Origin of the sequence: Frankia sp. AvcI1, from assembly GCF_001420875.1 — a bacterium.
Lineage (GTDB): Bacteria > Actinomycetota > Actinomycetes > Frankiales > Frankiaceae > Frankia > Frankia alni.
The window spans coordinates 240,368-258,833 of sequence record NZ_LJFZ01000002.1 but is presented as its reverse complement, the minus strand read 5'-3'; the positions used below and the strand labels follow the sequence as shown (position 1 = coordinate 258,833).

General features: G+C 71.6%; 7 protein-coding genes, 1 tRNA gene, 1 other RNA gene and 16 pseudogenes. 17 read left to right on the top strand and 8 right to left on the bottom strand.

Annotated features, from left to right (window positions below; all coding sequences use genetic code 11):
* Window positions 1-105 precede the first annotated feature (105 nt).
* The 3 genes and pseudogenes from UK94_RS03340 to UK94_RS03335 form a co-directional block, all read right to left on the bottom strand.
* Window positions 106-1,093, bottom strand: a pseudogene (locus UK94_RS03340) (serine hydrolase domain-containing protein); the annotation flags it as partial.
* A 1-nt stretch (window position 1,094) separates the two neighbouring features.
* A pseudogene (locus UK94_RS38540) lies at window positions 1,095-1,281 on the bottom strand (penicillin-binding protein); the annotation flags it as partial.
* Window positions 1,282-1,472: 191 nt separating this feature from the next.
* Window positions 1,473-2,873, bottom strand: a complete 1,401-nt coding sequence (locus tag UK94_RS03335) for an SDR family oxidoreductase (protein WP_268761196.1) — start codon at window positions 2,871-2,873, stop codon at window positions 1,473-1,475.
* Here UK94_RS03335 and UK94_RS03330 point away from each other — a divergent pair.
* Window positions 2,827-4,410, top strand: a pseudogene (locus tag UK94_RS03330) (alpha-amylase family protein); the annotation flags it as partial. The gene UK94_RS03335 and the pseudogene UK94_RS03330 sit on opposite strands and share 47 nt — an antisense overlap.
* 115 nt (window positions 4,411-4,525) lie before the next feature.
* Here UK94_RS03330 and UK94_RS72735 read toward each other — a convergent pair.
* Window positions 4,526-4,604 (bottom strand): annotated as a pseudogene (locus tag UK94_RS72735) (NADH-flavin reductase); the annotation flags it as partial.
* Between the two features lie 13 nt (window positions 4,605-4,617).
* The coding region (locus tag UK94_RS03325; protein ID WP_268761195.1) for an NAD(P)H-binding protein at window positions 4,618-5,134 on the bottom strand (517 nt) is incomplete at its 3' end.
* A gap of 142 nt (window positions 5,135-5,276) precedes the next feature.
* On the opposite strand from UK94_RS03325, the gene UK94_RS03320 reads away from it, so the two are divergent.
* From UK94_RS03320 to UK94_RS38535, 3 genes and pseudogenes are all read left to right on the top strand, one after another.
* Window positions 5,277-5,684 (top strand): helix-turn-helix domain-containing protein, encoded by a 408-nt coding sequence (locus UK94_RS03320; protein WP_235486408.1) that lies wholly within the window; start codon window positions 5,277-5,279, stop codon window positions 5,682-5,684.
* 315 nt (window positions 5,685-5,999) lie between these two features.
* Window positions 6,000-6,781 (top strand): annotated as a pseudogene (locus tag UK94_RS03315) (alpha/beta hydrolase); the annotation flags it as partial.
* A 1-nt stretch (window position 6,782) separates the two neighbouring features.
* Window positions 6,783-7,022: pseudogene (locus UK94_RS38535) on the top strand (alpha/beta hydrolase); the annotation flags it as partial.
* Window positions 7,023-7,203: 181 nt separating this feature from the next.
* Here the strand turns inward: UK94_RS38535 and UK94_RS38530 are convergent.
* A partial coding sequence (locus tag UK94_RS38530; RefSeq protein ID WP_235486407.1) for a hypothetical protein occupies window positions 7,204-7,259 on the bottom strand: 56 nt, incomplete at its 3' end.
* 419 nt (window positions 7,260-7,678) lie between these two features.
* Here UK94_RS38530 and UK94_RS72730 point away from each other — a divergent pair.
* The 8 genes and pseudogenes from UK94_RS72730 to UK94_RS03285 form a co-directional block, all read left to right on the top strand.
* Window positions 7,679-7,840: pseudogene (locus tag UK94_RS72730) on the top strand (hypothetical protein); the annotation flags it as partial.
* 17 nt (window positions 7,841-7,857) lie between these two features.
* On the top strand, window positions 7,858-8,326 hold a 469-nt coding region (locus tag UK94_RS03305; protein WP_268761194.1), incomplete at its 5' end, for a TetR family transcriptional regulator.
* Between the two features lie 1,291 nt (window positions 8,327-9,617).
* Window positions 9,618-9,763, top strand: a pseudogene (locus UK94_RS72725) (hypothetical protein); the annotation flags it as partial.
* A gap of 1 nt (window position 9,764) precedes the next feature.
* Window positions 9,765-9,833 (top strand): annotated as a pseudogene (locus UK94_RS38525) (hypothetical protein); the annotation flags it as partial.
* Window position 9,834: 1 nt separating this feature from the next.
* Window positions 9,835-10,678 (top strand): annotated as a pseudogene (locus UK94_RS38520) (MFS transporter); the annotation flags it as partial.
* A gap of 1 nt (window position 10,679) precedes the next feature.
* A pseudogene (locus UK94_RS38515) lies at window positions 10,680-10,732 on the top strand (hypothetical protein); the annotation flags it as partial.
* Window position 10,733: 1 nt separating this feature from the next.
* A pseudogene (locus UK94_RS38510) lies at window positions 10,734-11,159 on the top strand (MFS transporter); the annotation flags it as partial.
* A 1,015-nt stretch (window positions 11,160-12,174) separates the two neighbouring features.
* Window positions 12,175-12,999, top strand: a complete 825-nt coding sequence (locus UK94_RS03285) for an SAM-dependent methyltransferase (RefSeq protein ID WP_050996989.1) — start codon at window positions 12,175-12,177, stop codon at window positions 12,997-12,999.
* Between the two features lie 620 nt (window positions 13,000-13,619).
* On the opposite strand, the gene UK94_RS03280 is transcribed toward UK94_RS03285, so the two are convergent.
* Complete coding sequence (locus tag UK94_RS03280) at window positions 13,620-14,060, bottom strand: RICIN domain-containing protein (protein WP_231861473.1); 441 nt, start codon at window positions 14,058-14,060, stop codon at window positions 13,620-13,622.
* A gap of 612 nt (window positions 14,061-14,672) precedes the next feature.
* Between UK94_RS03280 and UK94_RS75725 the strand changes: the two are divergent.
* Window positions 14,673-15,092, top strand: a pseudogene (locus UK94_RS75725) (tyrosine-type recombinase/integrase); the annotation flags it as partial.
* 143 nt (window positions 15,093-15,235) lie between these two features.
* On the opposite strand, the gene UK94_RS03270 reads toward UK94_RS75725, so the two are convergent.
* A tRNA-Ser gene (locus tag UK94_RS03270) sits at window positions 15,236-15,320 on the bottom strand.
* 351 nt (window positions 15,321-15,671) lie between these two features.
* Between UK94_RS03270 and ffs the strand changes: the two genes are divergently transcribed.
* The 4 genes and pseudogenes from ffs to UK94_RS38490 form a co-directional block, all read left to right on the top strand.
* Window positions 15,672-15,768: signal recognition particle sRNA small type (gene ffs, locus UK94_RS31790), an RNA gene on the top strand.
* A 38-nt stretch (window positions 15,769-15,806) separates the two neighbouring features.
* A pseudogene (locus UK94_RS38500) lies at window positions 15,807-17,081 on the top strand (DNA polymerase III subunit gamma and tau); the annotation flags it as partial.
* 1 nt (window position 17,082) lies between these two features.
* A pseudogene (locus tag UK94_RS38495) lies at window positions 17,083-17,445 on the top strand (DNA polymerase III subunit gamma and tau); the annotation flags it as partial.
* Between the two features lies 1 nt (window position 17,446).
* Window positions 17,447-18,466: pseudogene (locus tag UK94_RS38490) on the top strand (DNA polymerase III subunit gamma and tau); the annotation flags it as partial.

Sequence of the window (18,466 nt, the reverse complement as noted above, 5' to 3'; positions counted from 1 at the left end):
NTGACTCTCCTGGTGCCGTTCCTCCCGCTTCCCGGCTCGGTGAGGCTGGTTCTGGCCGCGTTGGAGGCCGCCGTCCTGCTGCACGAGGCGGCCCGCCCGGCGGCGTCATCGGGTGGCGGCGACCGCCGTCCAGAACTCGCCGAAGCCGTCCAGCGGGCCGGTCATCGCCCGCTGGGTGAGCAGGACGCCGACGGCGCCGCGGGTCGGGTCGACGTGGCCGGTGGTTCCCGTCCCGCCGTCCCAGCCCCAGCGCCCGGGGGTCATCCACGGCTCGGCGGGTTCGACGTCCACGCCGGTGCCCAGGCCCCACGACCCGCCGGGGCCGACGATCGGCCGGGCCTGGTCGCGCTGGGCGTCGGTCAGCGCGTCGGCGGTCATCCGCGCCACCGCGCCGACCGGCAGCACCGGGTCGCCACCGTCCGCAAGCGCGCACAGCAACCGCAGGACGTCGGGCGCGGTGGACACCAGCCCGGAGCTGAGCTCCTCGAACGCGGGCGGACGGGCGAACGCGCCGTCGGGCGCGTCCAGCACCGCCAGCCCGTCCGGCCCGGGCTGGTAGGCCGTCGCGAGCCGGCTCGGATCCGGCTCCCAGAACCCGGTGGACGCCATGGCGAGCGGGCCGGTGATCCGCTCGGCGACCAGCTCGGACAGGGGGCGCCCGGCGCAGCGGGCGAGCAGCACACCGAGCAGGTCGATGCCGGTGTCGTACAACCAGCCCTCGCCCGGCTGGAATGCCAGCGGCAGCCCGGCGACCCTGGCGACGAACTCGTCGGCGGACATCCGCGGCGTCAACGGGCCGGGGAAGACCCCGCGCCGCAGCATCTCCGCCTGTAGCGGGGTCTGCTCCAGCACCGCGCCCCAGCCGCAGGTCAGGGTCAGCAGGTGCCGGACGGTGATCGGCCGGCGCGCCTCGACGGTGCGGTCGAGCGGCGCGTCCGGGGCGACCAGCACCCGCGGGGCCGCCGCCTCCGGCAGCCAGCGGGCCACCGGATCGTCGAGCCCGAGCAGCCCGTCGTGCTCGAGGCCGAGCACGAGCACCCCCGCCGTCAGCTTGGTGAGCGAGGCGAGCCGGAACCGCGTGTCCGCCGTCATCNGCGCGCTCGCCGGCCCGAGCGCCATCCGCCCACCCGCGCGCACCTCGACCCGCCCACCGATCCGCAGCGCGCCGACATACCCCGGGATCCGTCCGGACGCCACCTGCCCCTCCGGCACCCGCCAGACCCGCTCGAAGCCCGCACCGGCGGCCGTCGCCGCCGCCGCGCCACCCTCGTTCCGTGTCATCCGCCCTCCCTCGCTCGCGGCGAGACTACGGCGAGGGTCCGACAACTTCTGGCCGGCGACGATGGGCGCGAAAAGGGCACGGNGATCGGGCTCAGCCCGGCACACCGGCCACGCCGACGTCGCCCGGGAACTGACCGACGGCGCGACCGGTGTACTCGGGTAACGCCGCGAGCGGCCGAGCAGCTCACCCCCTACCCGCCCGCTACCCCGGTCGTCCTGCCCGGTGAGCGCATCACCGAGCCGGTGCCGCGCCACCTGCGCAGCGGTGTGTCGGCCGGCATGGTCATCCCCGACGGCGACGGCGGCGGCGGTCCTCCCGCGGCACCGCGCGCCGCCAGGTGAGCGGTGCCGGGCGGCGTCGAGCGGTGCAGCCGGCCGACGGCCGCGGTCAGCAGCTCGACCGGACGCCGGCCCACGCCGAGCAGTGAGGTGAGCGGACTGTGCCGCAGCACCCGGCCGGGGTAGTCACCATCGACCCGGCCTGGACCGGCCTCGGGCGCGTCGACGATGTCGCCCGGCTCGCCCGGCCGGTCCTCGCGCAGCGTCTCGATCCCTGCCCGGCGCAGCGAGAGCAGCGCGTCGACCAGCGCCGGGGACACCCGGGCGGCGATGGCGGCGGCGACGGCGGTGCCGCCGACGAGCACCTCCCGGCTGGGTCGCACGGCCGCCCGCACGATCGCAGCGGCGACGACGTCGGCCGCGTAGACCGGCGGCGGGGGCTTGGGACGCCCGCCGATGCGGCTGCGGGCATGGGCGAAGAAGGGGGTGTCGACGGACGGCGGCAGCACGGTGGTCACCGCGATCGGGACACCCGCCTGGGCGAGTTCCACCCGCAGGCTGTCGTAGAAGCCCCGCAACCCCCACTTGCTCGCCGCGTAGGCGCTGTGCAGGGGCATCGCGCGGATGCCCTCGACGGAGGAGATTCCGATGAGCACGCCGCCACCGGCCCGCCGCAGGGCCGGTAGTGCCGCCTTCGCCCCGTGCACCTGGCCGAGCAGGTTGACCCGCAGGACCCGGTCGAACTCCGCGTCGGTGACGTCCTCGACCCGCCCCAGAACGCTGACGGCCGCGGCGTTCACCCAGGTGTCGATGCGGCCGAGGCGCCGCTCGGCGCTCGCAGCGAGCTCCCGAACCGCGGCCGGGTCCGCGACGTCCGTGGGCACGGCGAAGGCCCGGCCCGCCCCGACCTCCCCGCTGATCTCGCCGACCAGGGCGTGCAGCGCCTCCTCGCCGCGCGCCGCGCACACCACCCGTGCGCCGCGTTGCGCGAAGGCGAGTGCGGTCGCACGCCCGATCCCGCTGGACGCTCCGACCACGACAACCACCTGCTCCCGCAAGGGCCTTGTTCGCACACCGCCTGCTCGCACACCGCCTCCAGGTCGAAACCGGCTCAGCGCCTGCCCGCGCCACCAGGAAAGACGTGGCGTCCTCGTCGAGGGGACGGTATGCCCGGCACGAGTAACCGGGAGACCAGCACGCCGGTCGGCGCGGAAACAAGATTCTCTCGAAGGGGATACACCGCTGATCGCGGGGCAGTACCGCGAAATGCGACTAAGCCGGACCGCCGACCTGTGGTGGAAGAACGCCGTCATCTACTGCCTGGACGTGGAGACCTTCGCCGACGGCAACGGTGACGGCTGCGGCGACTTCCGCGGTCTCACCCAACGGGTCGACTACCTGCACGAACTCGGGGTCACCTGCATCTGGCTGATGCCCTTCTACCCGACGCCCGACCGGGACGACGGCTACGACATCACCGACTTCTACGGCGTCGACCCCCGGCTGGGCACCCACGGCGACCTGGTGGAGTTCCTCCTGGTGGCCCGCGACCGGGGCATCCGGGTGATCGCCGACCTGGTCGTCAACCACACCTCCGACCAGCACCCGTGGTTCGTCAGCGCCCGCAGCAGCCGGGACTCCCCGTACCGCGGCTACTACGTCTGGCGGGACGAGCCCCCGGCCGACGGCCCGTCCGACGTCGTCTTCCCCGATCAGGAGGACAGCGTCTGGCAGTACGACGACGCCGCCGGCCAGTACTACCTGCACCGCTTCTACAAGCACCAGCCCGACCTGGACGTGGCGAACCCCGCGGTGCGCGACGAGATCGCCCGGATCATGGGCTTCTGGATCGCGCTCGGCCTGTCCGGTTTCCGGGTGGACGCGGTGCCGTTCCTGCTGGAGACCGACGGCGCCGCCGACGCGGCGGACCTGCCCGACCCGCACGAGTACCTGCGCGATCTGCGCGCGTTCGTCTCCCGCCGCGACGGGGAGGTCGTCCTGCTCGGCGAGGTGAACCTGCCCTACGACGACACCCGCCGGTTCTTCGGTGACGAGGACGGCGACGAGCTGACGATGTGCTTCGACTTCCCCGGCATGCAGCGGCTCTACCTGGCGCTGGCCCGCCGCGACGCGACACCGCTGCTCGAGGCGCTGCGCGACCGGCCGGCCGCGCCGAAGGACTGTCACTGGGCGACGTTCGTCCGCAACCACGACGAGCTCACCCTGGACAAGCTCGACGACGGCGAGCGCCAGGAGGTGTTCGCCGCCTTCGGCCCGCGCGAGGAGATGCAGCTCTACGGCCGAGGTCTGCGCCGGCGCCTGCCCCCGATGCTCGACGGCGACCCCGCCCGCATCCGCATGGTCTACAGCCTGCTGTTCGCCCTGCCCGGCACGCCGACGCTCTTCTACGGCGAGGAGATCGGGATGGGCGAGAACCTCGACATCCCCGGCCGGGAGGCGGTCCGGGTGCCGATGCAGTGGTCCGACGGCCCGAACGGCGGCTTCTCGACCGTGGACCCGGACGCGGAGGCGGACCGCCTGCCCGCCCCCGTCGTCCAGGGCGAGTACGGCCCGGCCAAGGTGAACGTGGCGGCCCAGCGCCACGATCCCACCTCGCTGTTCTCCTGGGTGGCCGCGCTGGTGCGCCGCTACCGGCAGTGTCCCGAGCTGGCCTGGGGTGCCGGCGTGACCGTCGACCACGACACCGCGTCCGTGCTGGCGCACTGGACGGAGCACGACGGACGTGCCGTCCTCACCCTGCACAACTTCGCCGCCGCGTCGGCGAGCGTCACGCTCAGGCTCCCGGAGGTCGGCGCGGGCGCCCGGTTCGTCGAGCTGCTCGGCGAGCAGNCCGGCGCCGTCCGAACCGTGGACGAGGACGGCAGCCTGCGCCTGGACGTCGACGCCTACGCGGCCCACTGGCTGCGCACCGAAAGCTGAGCGCGGCCCCGACGGGAAAACCTGCCTACTCGACACTGACGGTGCAGTGATGTCGGCGCGGTTCCTCGATCTCATCGAGCAGTGCTATCGCGAAGTCCGCGTACNCGATCCGACTGNCCGAGTCGCCGTGTTCGGCAATCCGGTACCGACCGGTGCGCGCTCCATCGTGGTCGAAATCCCCGGCGGGAGCGACGTACACCCAATCGAGCTCGCAGGCCCGAAGCACGTCGAGGCCCGCGGCATGCCCGAGGCAGAAGGAACGGTACTCGTCCGGAAAGCCGGGCTCATCCATCAAAGGAGCACCGGACGCCCCCGGCAGGATCGAGGAGACGCCGACGACCACCAGACGGCGCACACCTGCCTTCGCCAGCCCGGTGGCCAGGGCCCGAGATGATGAGGTGAAGAAGTCGTGGGCCGGAACGGCCAGATCCACCGCGGCGCTGATCGCCGCGTCCTGCCCGGCCGCCGCATGCTGGACATCTACCGCATCCGTGACGTCACCCACCATCACCCGGCTACCAGCCAGCACATCGCCGTGACGTGCGGGGGCGCGCACCACGGCAGTCACCCCGTGGCCGCGCCGACGCGCCTCGGCGAGAGCCTGTCGCCCCGCCCGCCCGCCCGCGCCGAACACCACAATATTCACGACAACCGCCTCTCCCCAGATCCGATGCCTTCGCGCCGGCCGGTTCGGACGGTATCGGGGGCGGAAGTTACCACGGGGATACCGACTGTCCGGCTATCGTGACGCCATGAGGGAGNCCCTGCGCGCCGACATGTTCGACGAGCTGTGCCCGTCCGCGCTCAACCCGGTCCGCTTCGGCGACAAGTGGGCGGCACTCATCATCCGCTGCCTCGAAGACGGGCCCCGCCGGTTTTCCGAGCTGCGCGTACCGCTGGGTCGGATAACTCCCAAGGTGCTCACCCATTCGCTGCGCTCCCTCGAACGGGACGGCCTGCTCACCCGAACCGTCCTGAACGGCACGACCACCGTCCGCGTCGAATACGAGCTGACCGCGCTGGGCCGCAGCATGCTGGAGCCCATGGCGATCGCCTGCGCCTGGGTGGCGGAACACTGGGAGCAGCTCCTCGACGCCCGCGAGGCCTACGACCGCGCCATCCGTTTCGACCGCGCTGCCGCGGCGCTGCCGGCCGGCCGGCGCGCGGCGGCGCCGATCGGCTGACGCACGGCAGCGCCGGTCGGCGTTGAACGGCGTAGCCCGTCGGCACGGACCCCGGGCCGACGGCCCTGCCGGCACTTTCTCCCTCCTCGCTTACCGCCGATAACCTTTTAATCCATGCTTCTCCGGGCATGACGTGCCTGAGCAGGGCGCGAGGGGATGGCGAGGGTGGTTCTGGTGGCTCAGAGTGAGCGAGGTGCGGCCGAACCGCCCGGGAAACGGCGCCCACGACGCCCCCGAGCACGGCGTCCGGAGCAGGAACAGGGCCCGGAACAGGAACGGCGCCGAAGGCGAGCGTGGCGGGCGACGAAGTCCGCGGTGGCCGAGGCGCACGCCACCCGGGAGACGACCGTGACCGCGTCCGACGGGGTGCGGCTGCACGTCACCGAGGCCGGGCCACCGGACGCGGCGCTGACCCTGGTCTTCGTCCACGGCTTCTGTATGACCGCGGACGCCTGGCACTTCCAACGCCGAGACCTCGCCGACCTGGGCCGCACGGTCTGCTACGACCAGCGCGCGCACGGCCGGTCCGGCCCGTCCGACGTCGAGCACTGCACCATCGCCCAGCTTGCCGACGACCTACACCGGGTCCTCGACGACCGGGTGCCGACCGGCCCGGTCGTGCTCATCGGACATTCGATGGGCGGGATGACCGTTCTCGGCCTGGCGGAGACACACCCGGAGCTGTTCGGCGACCGGATCATCGCGGTGGCCCTGCTGTCCACGAGCGCGGGCGAGCTGGCCCGCCTGGCGTTCGGGCTGCCGGCGACCGTCACCGCGGCGGCGCGGCGGGTCCTGCCCGGGGTGGCCGTCGGGTTGCAGCACGCCCCGTCCCTACTGGAACGGCTCCGCTGGCGGGGGAGCAGCGCGTCGCGGGCGCTGACCCGGCGGCTCGGGTTCGGCGTGACCCGGGTGCCGGAGCCGGTCGTCGACTCGCTGGAGGAGATGATCGCGAACACCCCGATTCCCGTGGTCGGCGCCTTCCTGCCCACCCTGCTCGACCACGATCGGCTGGCGGCCGCCGGTGTGCTGCGCGAGGTTCCCACCCTCCTGCTCGTCGGCGACGCCGACGTCATGACCCCGCTGGAGCACAGCCGGACNCTGGCCGAGGCCCTGCCCAGGGCCGAGCTCTCGGTCGAGAAGGGCGCGGGGCACGCGGTCATCCTGGAACGACCGCACGAGGTCAGCGCCCGCATCCGCGAGCTGGTCGCCCGCGCCCGGCCGGCCCGGCGGACCTCCCGGCACCGGACGACACTGACGCTGCGCACCCCCAGGGCCGGACGATCAGGCAAGCGCGCCCAGGCTCACCGCCTGCCTGATCGCCTTCCTGACCAGCGGTGATGCCGGCCTGCCGCACCACACNCAACCCCGGTGGTCTCCGCGCCCTCCGGCGTTGCACCCCGGGACAGCGCTCAGGCTAGGAGCGCGGTCCGACAGAAAGACCCGAGGCGGATGGGGCCAGGTCGGAAGGGTGGCCATCACCCGACCGAGGCCCGGTCTGCTGAACATCGTCTCGACCACNACCGCGCCGGTGAGCAACGCACCGAAGACCCACGCCGACAGGCTGACCAGCGGCACGAGCGCGTGCCGCAGCGCGTGCACGTTGAGGTACCAGTGCGGGTGGGTCGGCGAGCCGCCGTTGGTGGCGAAGACGATGTGACCGTCCCGCCGGACGCGGTACTGAAGTGGGTTGACCCGCTCCGCTCCCGATCGGCGGCCCCGATGGTGGAGCAGGAGCAACGGGACGCCGGCGAAGCTGTAGTCGCCGACGACNCTCGACACCCGCCCCCCCGCGGGCCCTGAACTCGGCGGTGATCTTCTCGTTGAGCCGCCGCTTGATCTCATAGGTGTCGACGCGGGACAGCACGACGATCGAGACCGGGTCGCCGACGATCACACAGCTTAACGAGCCGGTCAACACCCGTAGGCCCACTCACCACCCGCAGGCCCGCCCGAGACCGGTGGGCCCGCCGACGGCGAGCACGTAACCTCGGTTCATGGCTCTACCGCCGGCCAGCTCCACCCCGCCAGCCAGCTCCACATCGCCAGCCAGCTCCACATCGCCAGCCAGCTCCACATCGCCAGCCAGCTCCACCCGCGCCGAACGCCGCCGTCAGACCGAGTCGCGCATCCTGCACGCCGCCCGCGAGCTGTTCGCCNAGCACGGCTACGACCNCACCACCATCCGAGCGGTCGCGACCCGGGCCAGCACGGATCCCGGGCTCGTCATGCGCTACTTCGGCTCCAAGGCCGAGCTGTTCTCGCACGCCGCCTGCCTGCAGGAGGAGGCAGCCGCACCGGACTCCCCGGAGGAGCTGACCGAGTACCTGCTGGACACCCTCACCGACCGCCTCACCCAGGAGCCGACCGCCGCGCTGGCGATGCTGCGATCGATGCTGACGCACCCCGAGGCGGCCGACGCGGTGCGGACGTCGCTGGGTGGCCAACTCAAGGGCGTGCAGGAGGTCATCTCCGCCGACGACGCGGCGGTCCGCAGCGGCCTGGTGAGCACCATCCTGCTGGGCGTGGTCATCGGCCGGGTGCTCCTCGAACTCGACGAGCTCACCGCCGCCGACCCGGCACAGATCCGCCAGTTGCTGCGCCCCTGCGTCCGGCTCCTGGTCAACGACCTCCCGACCGGGTAGCACCCCGGCCGGACAGCACCCGGCCGCCGGCCTCGCCGCGCGTTCGGCTCCTACTCGCCGTCGACCTCACTACTCGCCGTGGGCCTCACTACTCGCCGTGTCCTCACTACTCGCCGTCGACGAGGATCGCCTGCGCCGGGCACGAGCCGGCGGCGTCGATCACCTCCTGGCGCCGCTCCTCGGGCGGGTCCTCCGTCAGCAGCACCACCAGCCCGTCCTCACCAGTCCGTCCTCGTCCTGCTCGAAGACGGTCGGCGCCCAGCGCATCGGCAGCGCGGCGCGCAGGCCCGGGAGCCGCCGGAAGAGCGTGGGGTAGACGATCCCCAGCTCGAGTCGCGCACTGACGCAGTTCGGCCACCGTCCGGTTGCGCTCCTCCTGGGTGGTCCGGAGGTTCACCGTCGCCGCGGTGCTTTCCTGGAACAGCTGGCGGTCGGTGTAGGGCACACCGAGCAGTTCGCAGATCGTCATCGTCGGGACCGGCAGCGACAGCACCTGCACGAGGTCGGCCGGAGGACCGGCGTCAAGCAACTGGTCGATGCACTCGTTGACGATGTGCTCCACGTGCGGTCGCAGTCTCTCCAGCGTGTTCACCGAGAACTCGCCGGCGAGCATGCGCCGGTACATGGTGTGGTCCGGCGGATCCATCCAGACCAGGAAGCCCTTCTGCCCGCGCACCAGGGCCTCCTGGTCCGGCACCAGCGGNGGGTAGCCCGGCCGCAGACCGTTCTTGCTGACCTTCGGGTCGTTCAACAGACGACGCACGAGCGCGTGGCCGGTGACAAACCAACCAGTGCTGCCGTCGACGAGGCGCACCTTCGTGATCGGCGCCTCGGAACGCGCCCGGGCATAACCGGGGGGCGGCTCGAACGGTGAGCTCCGTTCCATTGGACAACTCGGCAGATGCGACTCCACGCTCAGCGTCATCAGAGGAGCCTCCACATCGGATGAATGGCACGGCCACAGCCGTCGTCCGGGCCGCCATCCTCCGACCGGCGGCTTGTGGCCGCCCTGAACCCGGGATGGGTCCCGCCCGGCCGCNGGGCGCAGCGGTCACGACAGACAAATCCGACCGGCTTACTCGGGAACGCGACGGCGCCGCACCCACATCTCGGCCTACGAGCGTTGACCGATCAGTCCTGGCGTGCCATGATTCGGTCAACGCTCGTAGACCCAACCCGCCCGTAGACCCATCCCGCCCGCAGACTCGCCCCGCCCGCAGACCCACCCAGCTCGTGGACCTACCCGACGCCCGAAGACCTGCTCGACCTCCGTAGACCTGCTTGGAGTGACATGGACAGCCAGTCGGCGCCAGCTCTTCGCCTGCCTCCACCAGCCGTCGCCGAGTGGGCCGAGGAGACGGCCGGGCGCGACGACGCCTTCGTCTGGACGAACCGGCACACGGTCGCCCTGCTCGTCCTGTGCCTGGCGCAGCTGCTNGAGGCGCTGGACATGACCGTGGTGAACGTCGCACTGCCCGCCGTCCGCGATGATCTCGGTTTCTCGGCCNGCAACCTCGCCTGGGTGGTCAACGCGTACACGGTGCTGTTCGGCGGCTTCCTCCTGCTCGGCGGCCGGGCCGGTGACCTGCTCGGCCGGCGGCGGGTGTTCCTCACCGGAATGCTGGCCTTCACCGTGGCCTCGCTTGGCGCGGGCCTGTCGCAGGGGGAGACGTCGCTCATCTCCGCCCGCGCCGTCCAGGGCCTCGCCGCGGGCTTCGTGTCCCCGATGACCCTGGCCATGATCGCGTCGATCTTCCCGCAGGGACCGCCGCGCAACCGAGCCCTCGGCGTCTGGGGAACGACCAGCGCGCTGAGCGCGTCGCTCGGCCTGATTCTTGGCGGTGTCCTCGTCGACGGGCCCGGCTGGCGTTGGATCTTCTTCATCAACCTGCCCGTTGCGGCGGTCCTGCTCGTCAGCGCCCTGCGCGTGCTGCCGCCGGACCGGCCCACGCACCGACACCAGCGGTTCGACGCGGTCGGTGCGGTGGCCTCCACCATCGGCGCGAGCCTGCTCGCCTACACCGTCATTCAGACCGATGCGCATGGCTGGGGCTCGGCCCGAACAATCTCGCTCTTCGCGCTCACGGTGGTGGTCATCGCCTACTTCATCGTGCATGAGACGAAAATCAGCAAAGAACCGCTGGTTCCGTTCTCACTTTTCCGAATCCGGTCCCTGTCGGCCGCGAACACGGTGCAGGCGCTCACCTCCGCGGCCATGTTCGCGCTCTTCTTCTTCACCTCGCTCTACATGCAGAACGTGCTGCACTACTCGTCCCTCAAGACCGGCCTGGCCTACCTTCCACTCACCGCCACACTGGTGATCTTCGCCGGCATTGTGCCGCCGCTGATCCCNAAACTGGGAGTGCGCTGGGTGCTCGTCGCCGGAGCGACCGTGTCCGCGGTCGGNCTGGCCCTGTTCTCCCGCATCACCCCCGAGCGCGGCCTGGTGTCCGGCATCATCCTTCCCTCCCTGGTGGTCAGCTTCGGCTTCTCGCTGATGTGGATCCCGATGACGATCGCGGCGGTGTCGGGCGTTCCCGGCCACCAGAACGGCATAGCCGCGGCGATGCTCAACGTCAGCCGCACGCTGGGCGGCGCCCTCGGGCTGGCGTTCATCTCCACCTTCGCCACGCGCCACACCGCCAGCCTGCTCGCCCGGCACGACCCGCCGCGCCTGGAGCACGCGTTGAGCGACGGCTACCGCCTGGGCTTCCTCATCAGCGCCGCACTGATGGTCGCCACCGCCGTCACCGCCCTCACGCTCTTCCGTAACGAAGGTCGCGGGGAGAAGGTCGACACCGCCCAGCTCGCCGCCGTGGGAATCGAGGAGTGATCGACAACACTCCCACCACGACGAGACGGATGGCCGTGCGCCCTTCCGCCACGTCAGCAGGTCGTGTAACAAACGGGTAGCAATCTTGACCCGTCGAAACAGGACGTACCCCCCCCGACGGTTGGACGGTACCCTGTCCAGTCTCCGCGACTGGCTGCACTCGTCCCGCCGGATGACGCAGAATGGCACACGGCTCCCTCCACGACGACTCCGCGGCGCCGCGGAGGGTCGGTGCTGCCCGACGTCTGGCGGGGCGCGCAGGCTGGCCGTCCTGCGCCGTGTTTCCGGGCCGGGACGGAGGGACAGCCCACGACAGGGAAAGCAGAACAGGGAGAGACCCTCCGAAGGTCGACGACCAAACCCGACCTGTCAGCCCTCGGTGGCGGGCAACGTGGGCAGCGCCGATGCCTGCGCGCGTCAGGGACCGAACCCAGGGGCCAGGAAGCTCCGTAAGCGGATTGAGCTTCCCAATGCTGGACAACCATGCGCAGCATGTCCCACCTGGTCATGCTCCCGGCCTTCATGAGGAGAACACCTTCCACAGCATGCGCGAGGAACAGGCGCTTCTCANCCAACCGGTGGCGGATCTTCATGTCGCGGGTGACCAGCACCAACAAGATCGACGGCATCCGCATGCACCGCTCGGGGCGAGNGGCCACGTAGCAGGAGAACTACGGCTGCGCCCACTCGACGGTGTCGGGTCGTTCNCCGGTCGTGAAGTTCGCCCGGACGACCTGTTGGGCCGTCGCCATCGGGATCAGCGCCCAGGGCGGGCAGTAACTCGGCTGGCTACCCAGCCAATAGTCGACCTCGTCGCGCGNNTCGCCTCGTGACCACCAGATCTGCGAGTTACTGGTGAAGGGCCTGATCAGGTCGTTGTCGCTCTTCATGCGCCACCCTTGCCCTTCCCACCATGATCTCGGATCTGGGCGATACGCGGGTATCCGCGCGACCCGTCCCGTTCCATGTCGTTAGGGTGATCGCCTGACGGCATTTGTGTAAGGGGGCAGGGGCGATGGCAGACCCAGGTGCGGACACGGACCGGGTGGGGGCGACGCTGCGGACGGACAGGCCACACGCAGCTCGGATGTACGACTACTACCTCGGCGGAAAGGACAACTTTCCCGCCGACCGGGAGGCCGCCGAGCAGGCGATCGCCGCCTTCCCGAACGCGCGGGTGACCGCCCGGGTGAACCGGGCCTTCATGACGCGGGCGACCCGCCATCTGGCCGCCGACGCCGGGATTCGCCAGTTCCTCGACATCGGGACGGGAATCCCGACGTCGCCGAACCTGCATGAAGTGGCCCAGGCCGTCGCGCCTGACACTCGGGTCGTCTACGCGGACAACGACCCGATCGTGCTCACCCACGCCCGGGCACTGCTGACCAGCACCCCGCAGGGCCGGACCGCCTATGTCGACGCGGACCTGCGCGACCCGGCCGCGATCCTGGACTCGCCCGAACTGCAGAAGACCCTGGATCTGTCCCGGCCGCTCGCCTTGTCACTTGTCGCGATCTTTCATTTCCTCCCCGACGAGGATGATCCTTACGGGATCGTGCGCCGCCTCGTCGACGCGCTGCCCTCGGGCAGCTACCTGGTCCTCACCCACGGGACCGCCGACTTCGACCCGGGCGCCGAGGAGTTCGCGGCCGCCTATCGACAGCGGGGGGTGCCGTTCCAGCTCCGCAGTCGCGCCGAGGTGGAACGCCTGTTCGATGGGCTGGAGCTGGTCGACCCGGGCCTGCTCGTCGCGCACCGCTGGCGACCCGACGATGACGACTCGATGAGCCTGCTCGACGCACAGGTGGGCCTCTACGGCGGGGTCGCCCGGAAGCCGTGATCGTCGTCGACGTGCGTCGGCGCATGGTCGCGCTGGGCGTCGGAGGGCAGACAAGCCCGGCGAGCCAGCCCGCAGGATCGGGGTCGCGCCCGGTCCGCGTCCCCACGTCCCCACGTCCCCCGGCCAGGGAGTGGTAGCCCTCACCACCTGGCCGGCGCGCGCGGGATCGCCGCGCGGGACGCCGCCGGCCGGGTGGCGAGAGCGGACTCGGCCCATACAGCGCTTCGGGCGGCGAGCTCTACCACGTCCAGATGATCGACTGACCCCACGGGGTGCCGCCGTCCCGCCGGGGATTCCGGGTGGGACGGCGATTGGCGTTCGGGGGTATACCCCGCGATGCGCCTGTTCCAGGTACATGCATCGGCAAGCCCGGAAGAATCCTCCATCGTGCCGTGGATCTCTTGGCCCGATGCACTCCCTGCGGGGAGTGTCTGGCGGATATCCCCTGGGATGCCCGCGAAGGTGTCCAACGGTGTACGGCGTGATAGCAGAACGACTACGTAAACCGGCGCCGCCCATCCCGTGCCGGGGGGCCGGCGGGNACCTCACCCACCGGCCCCTACAGATTCCAGACGTGAGTCTTTCTCTTCATCCAGAATCCCGGATCCGGCTGGCCGAAATCAGTGCCATCGCTGGTAATTTCCTCCGTTGCAGACGTGGGTGTACACCGAACCGCCGCCGTTGCTGTCGAGACAGAAGCCGGTTGCCACATTCTGGATCTGGTAACCGAACGGGCCCTGGTCGGTCACCTGCCACTGCTGATAACTACCGCCGTTGCAGGGCAGTGTGTAGACACGCTTGGCACCGTTGCTGTCCAGGCACCGTCCGGTCCTGACGTCCTGAATCTGGTCGCCGAAGTTCAGCTGGCTACTCACCCAGGACTGGTAGGGGCCACCGTTGCAGCCGAGGGCGTAGACGGCCCCTTTACCGTTGCTGTCCAGGCACTTCGAGGTCGCCGTGTTGACCCAGGTTCTTGGCGCGGCCGAGGCCGCCGAGGCGGCGAGCATCGTCGCCACCAGGCAGATGAACGATGCCGTCGCAAGACGGATTGACAGTCGCATGATCGTGCTCTCCTGTTCTCCCGCACTGGTCGACATCGGCCGGCGGGGCGTGAATTTTGCGGCACGTGGCCGTCCTGTTGGCGACGCACATGGATGGTGGCGCAGGTAGATTTCGGCGCACACCGATGTCAGCACAGCCAGAGTCGGCGCAACACGGTCCCGCGTTCGCGGCTCGCGCTCGGGCATCGGGCATCGGGCATCGGGTGTCGGGTGTCGGGTGTCGGGTGTCGAAAGAGTGTGAGGCGAGAGGGCCCGCAGCCGGATCTGCGCATTCCCGTCAACCTGGTCAGGGTTCACGGGTATTACACCTGCGTTTTACAGGCCTGATGGTCTGCCAAGAAAGGCCAGCCACTCGGCACCGGTACCTGTCATGTCGGCGACAGGTTCGCACCGGCTGTGCTGGACCCGGCGGGCCGTTCGACGGCCGGTAAGCGGAAGTCCGACCTGGCCCGGCAGTTGGGATCGGCCGGGAGACCGTGTACAGCTACCTGCGCGCCGTGCGCCCCCATCCTGCCGCCGCTGCCGGGTAGATGCGGGCTTCTCTTTTGTGTGCCGATGCTCCCCGTGTCATGACGGCGGGGTAATCGGGGCAGGGTGCTGCTCGACCGGCTGATGACTGTTGCAGATCGCCCGCCACACGGGTTGTGCACAACGGCGCGGATGCCAGCGGCGGCCGGTGCCACCGAGATCGTGGTCGGGATGCGCTACCGGGAGCCGGTGGGGACCTGGACGCTGTACGTCGACCGCGAGCCGGTCGGGGAGGTCACCGTCGTGTCCGCCGTACCGATGAGCGGCACCCGGGCGCGGCTGACGCTCGCCGCTCCCCTGCCGGTCGACATCGGGGTGGATGCGGAGCTCGGCTGGTCGATGCTGTCCCGCCGACGGCTCCACGATCTGCGGCACTCGTCGGCGTCGATCCAGCTCGCCGAAGGCATGGATCTTGCTCTCGTGTCGAAGCGGATGCGGCACAGCTCGACGTCAATCACCGGGAACCTGTACGTCCACCTGCTGCGCTCGTCCGGCCAGGAGGCGNCCGAAGCGGTGGCGGCGGCGGTGCCCCGCTCCGCGCGGCGCGGGCGCACCAGGTGGGCACCGAACCCGCGGAGGGGGTCGTTTCGGCTGACAAGGGCGAGATTCCCGCTGGTAGCCGAGGAAAGCGCCCGAAGCGATCACTGCGGAGGATGAGAGATTCGAACTCTCGAGGGGTTGCCCCCAACACGCTTTCCAAGCGTGCGCCCTAGGCCACTAGGCGAATCCTCCGTCGATGAGACTATCTGATCGTCGCCGATCCGTGGACNCGGGGTCGGCCGAGCCGGACCCGCGACGGCGCCAGCGTCCCACGGGTCCCGCCATCGGGCCGCCGCTCCGGTCGGTGCCGTGCCGCCCGCGCCGGCGTCCACTCCCCACGCGTGCCCGACGTACGCCCTGCCCTCGCCCGTCCGGCGCTCGGCCGCTTCCTCGTCTATCCAGAGGGTTTCGTGTCCGATTTATCCCTCTGGATAGGCAAGGAACGAGCGCGGGACGGAGGGGGTCGGGCTGGAGTGGCGGCCGGTTCGGGTGAGGTGGAGGACCTCCAGATTCATGATCGTCCTGGGCGGGCTAGACTGCGGAGCAGACCCCTCGTGCGGCGTTACCCTCGTGAACCCCCCCAGGGCCGGAAGGCAGCAAGGGTAAGCGGGCTCTGACGGGTGTGNGGGGGGTCCTCTCGTTTCGCCGATCGTCTCGTCGAGCACGCGGAGCAGGCCAGTGAGCACAGCGTTGTACAACCGGTACCGTCCCGCGACCTTCGCCCAGGTCGTCGGCCAGGAACACGTGACCGACGCGCTGCGCAAGGCTCTGCGAACCGGCCGGCTGCACCACGCGTACCTGTTCAGCGGCCCGCGGGGCTGCGGCAAGACGTCCTCGGCCCGGATCCTCGCCGCCTCGCTGAACTGCGAGCAGGGCCCCACCCCCGAGCCCTGTGGCGTATGCGACGAGTGCGTCGGCATCCGCACCGGCGCCTCGATGGACGTCACCGAGATCGACGCGGCCTCCCACGGCCTCGTCGACGATGCCCGAGATCTGCGCGAACGGGCCTTCTTCGCCCCCGCGTCGGCCCGGTTCAAGGTGTTCGTGGTCGACGAGGCGCACATGGTGACGGCCGCGGCGTTCAACGCCCTGCTGAAGGTCGTCGAGGAGCCGCCGCCGTACCTGAAGTTCGTCTTCGCCACCACCGAGCCGGACAAGGTCATCCCGACGATCCGGTCCCGCACCCACCACTACGCCTTCCGGCTCGTTCCGCCAGGCGTGCTGCGCACGCACCTGGCGTCGATCTGCGAGCAGGAGGGCGTCACCGTCGACCCGACGGTGCTGCCACTGGTCGTGCGGGCCGGAGCGGGATCGGTTCGGGACTCGCTGTCCGTCCTCGACCAGCTCCTCGCCGGGGCGGACGACGACGGTCTGCACTACGACCGCGCGGTAGCCCTTCTCGGCATGACCGACGGGGTCCTGCTCGACGAGACCGTCGACGCGCTCGCCCGGCACGACGGCGCCGCCCTGTTCACCGTCGTCGACAAGGTCGTCTCCGCCGGCCACGACCCGCGGCGCTTCGCCACCGACCTGCTCGACCGGCTCCGCGACCTGATCATCATGGCGGCCGTCCCGGACGCCGACGCCCGCGGGCTGCTGGAATCCTTCTCCCCGGACCAGATCGACCGGATGCGCGCGCAGGCCGCCGCGGTCGGCCCCGCGGAGCTGTCCCGCACGGCGGACGTGCTGCACGGCGGCCTGGTCGAGATGCGGGGCACGACGAGCCCACGGCTGATGCTCGAGCTGATCCTCGCCCGCGCGCTGCTGCCCGCGGCCTCCGCGGACCCGGCGGCGCTGCTGACCCGGCTGGAACGGCTGGAACGCCGTTCCGTGCTCGCCGCTCCCGACTCGGCGGCCGCTCACCCGGCCTCGGCGCCCGGCTTCGGCCCGGACCCGGCGGCAGGCAGTTCCCCGTTCGGCGGTGTCAACGGCCCGGATGGCCCGCGTGGCATGNCCGGCCCGCCTGGCCCGGACGAGGCAGCGGCCCCCGCACGGACGGCGTCGCCCGCTCGGCCGGCACCCGCCCACTCGGCACGCGCCGCCGCGGCTCCCGCTTCCCAGGGGCCGGCCAGCGGATCGTGGGACGCGGCTCCGGTGGGGGGTGGCGCAGGACCGGGTGCACCGACCGGCGGAGCCGGCTACGGCGGACCGCCGCCGGCAGGCGCCGGTTTCGGCCCGCAGCCCGGAGCCGGCGGCGGCCCCGGGGCGAGGCAGGGCGCAGGGACCGGGCAGGGTGCCGGAGCCGGGCAGGGCCCAGGAACTGGGCAGGGTGCCGGGGCCAGGCACGGTCTTGGCGCCGGGCAGAGTGCCGGTGCCGNGCAGGGCGCTGCGGCTGGGCAGGGCGGCGGGGTCGGTCCGGGCGGCGGGCGGATCGACGCCGCTGGCCTGCGGATGCTGTGGGACGAGGTCCTCCAGCTCGCCAGCCGTCGCAGTCGCAAGACGCACGCGATCCTGAAGGACCACGCGACCGTCGCCGATGTGCGCGGTGACGAGGTGGTGCTCGCCTTCGCCAGCCCCACGATGGGACGGATGTTCGGGCAGGGCAACAACGCCGAGGTGTTCTGCACCGCCCTGGCCGAGAAGATCGGCGGAACCTGGCGAGTCAGCGTGGGGCCCGCGGGAGGCTCCGGTCCCGGACGCGGCGGCGGCCGACCGGTCGGGGGGCCGCCGCCCGGCGGGGGCTTCGGTGGCCAGCCGGGATCAGGACCCGCCTGGGCCGGCCCGGACCAGCGCTTCGGTGGCGGTGGGCCAGCCCCGGCGGCGGGCGGCCGAGCCGGTGGGCCCGCTCCAGGCCAACCCGGGCCAGGGCAACCCGTGTCGGGACACTGGCAGGGGCCGGGCGGCGGAAGTCACCCGGACCAGCAGGATCACTCGGGTCACGCGCGCCCCGGGGAGGGACCTGGCGGCGTGGACGCCGGCGGCCGGCCGCCCGCCCCGACGGGCTGGGCGCCCGGTCCGGGCGGTGGCGTGCCGCGCGCCGACGACGGGGACGCCGGTCGGGCGACCGGCGCACACGGCCCCGTGGGCGGACCCGGGGAAGGCGGACCCGGGCAAGGCGGACCCGGGCAAGGCGGACCCGGGCAAGGCGTGGCCGACGACGGCTGGCGCGGCCGTGGTGGGGAGTCGGGCGGGGATCATCACCTGGGCCGGCGCAGCGACAACACCCGATTCCCCGAGCCCACCCCGCCGACCCACGAACACCTCGAGGACGGCGGCAGCGGTACCTACTACGGCGACCGCGGCCAGGGGTCCGGTGACGCCCACGGCATCGTCGAACAGCGCGGGGCCGGTGCGCATGCAGCCGGCCAGAACAGCACGGGCCGTAACGGCGCCGGACC

Coding starts and splice junctions, on each gene's coding strand:
- UK94_RS03335 (WP_268761196.1), bottom strand. CDS start 2,873: ATGACGGCGTTCTTCCACCACAGGTCGGCGGTCCGGCTTAGTCGCATT.
- UK94_RS03320 (WP_235486408.1), top strand. CDS start 5,277: ATGTTCGACGAGCTGTGCCCGTCCGCGCTCAACCCGGTCCGCTTCGGC.
- UK94_RS03285 (WP_050996989.1), top strand. CDS start 12,175: ATGGCAGACCCAGGTGCGGACACGGACCGGGTGGGGGCGACGCTGCGG.
- UK94_RS03280 (WP_231861473.1), bottom strand. CDS start 14,060: ATGCGACTGTCAATCCGTCTTGCGACGGCATCGTTCATCTGCCTGGTG.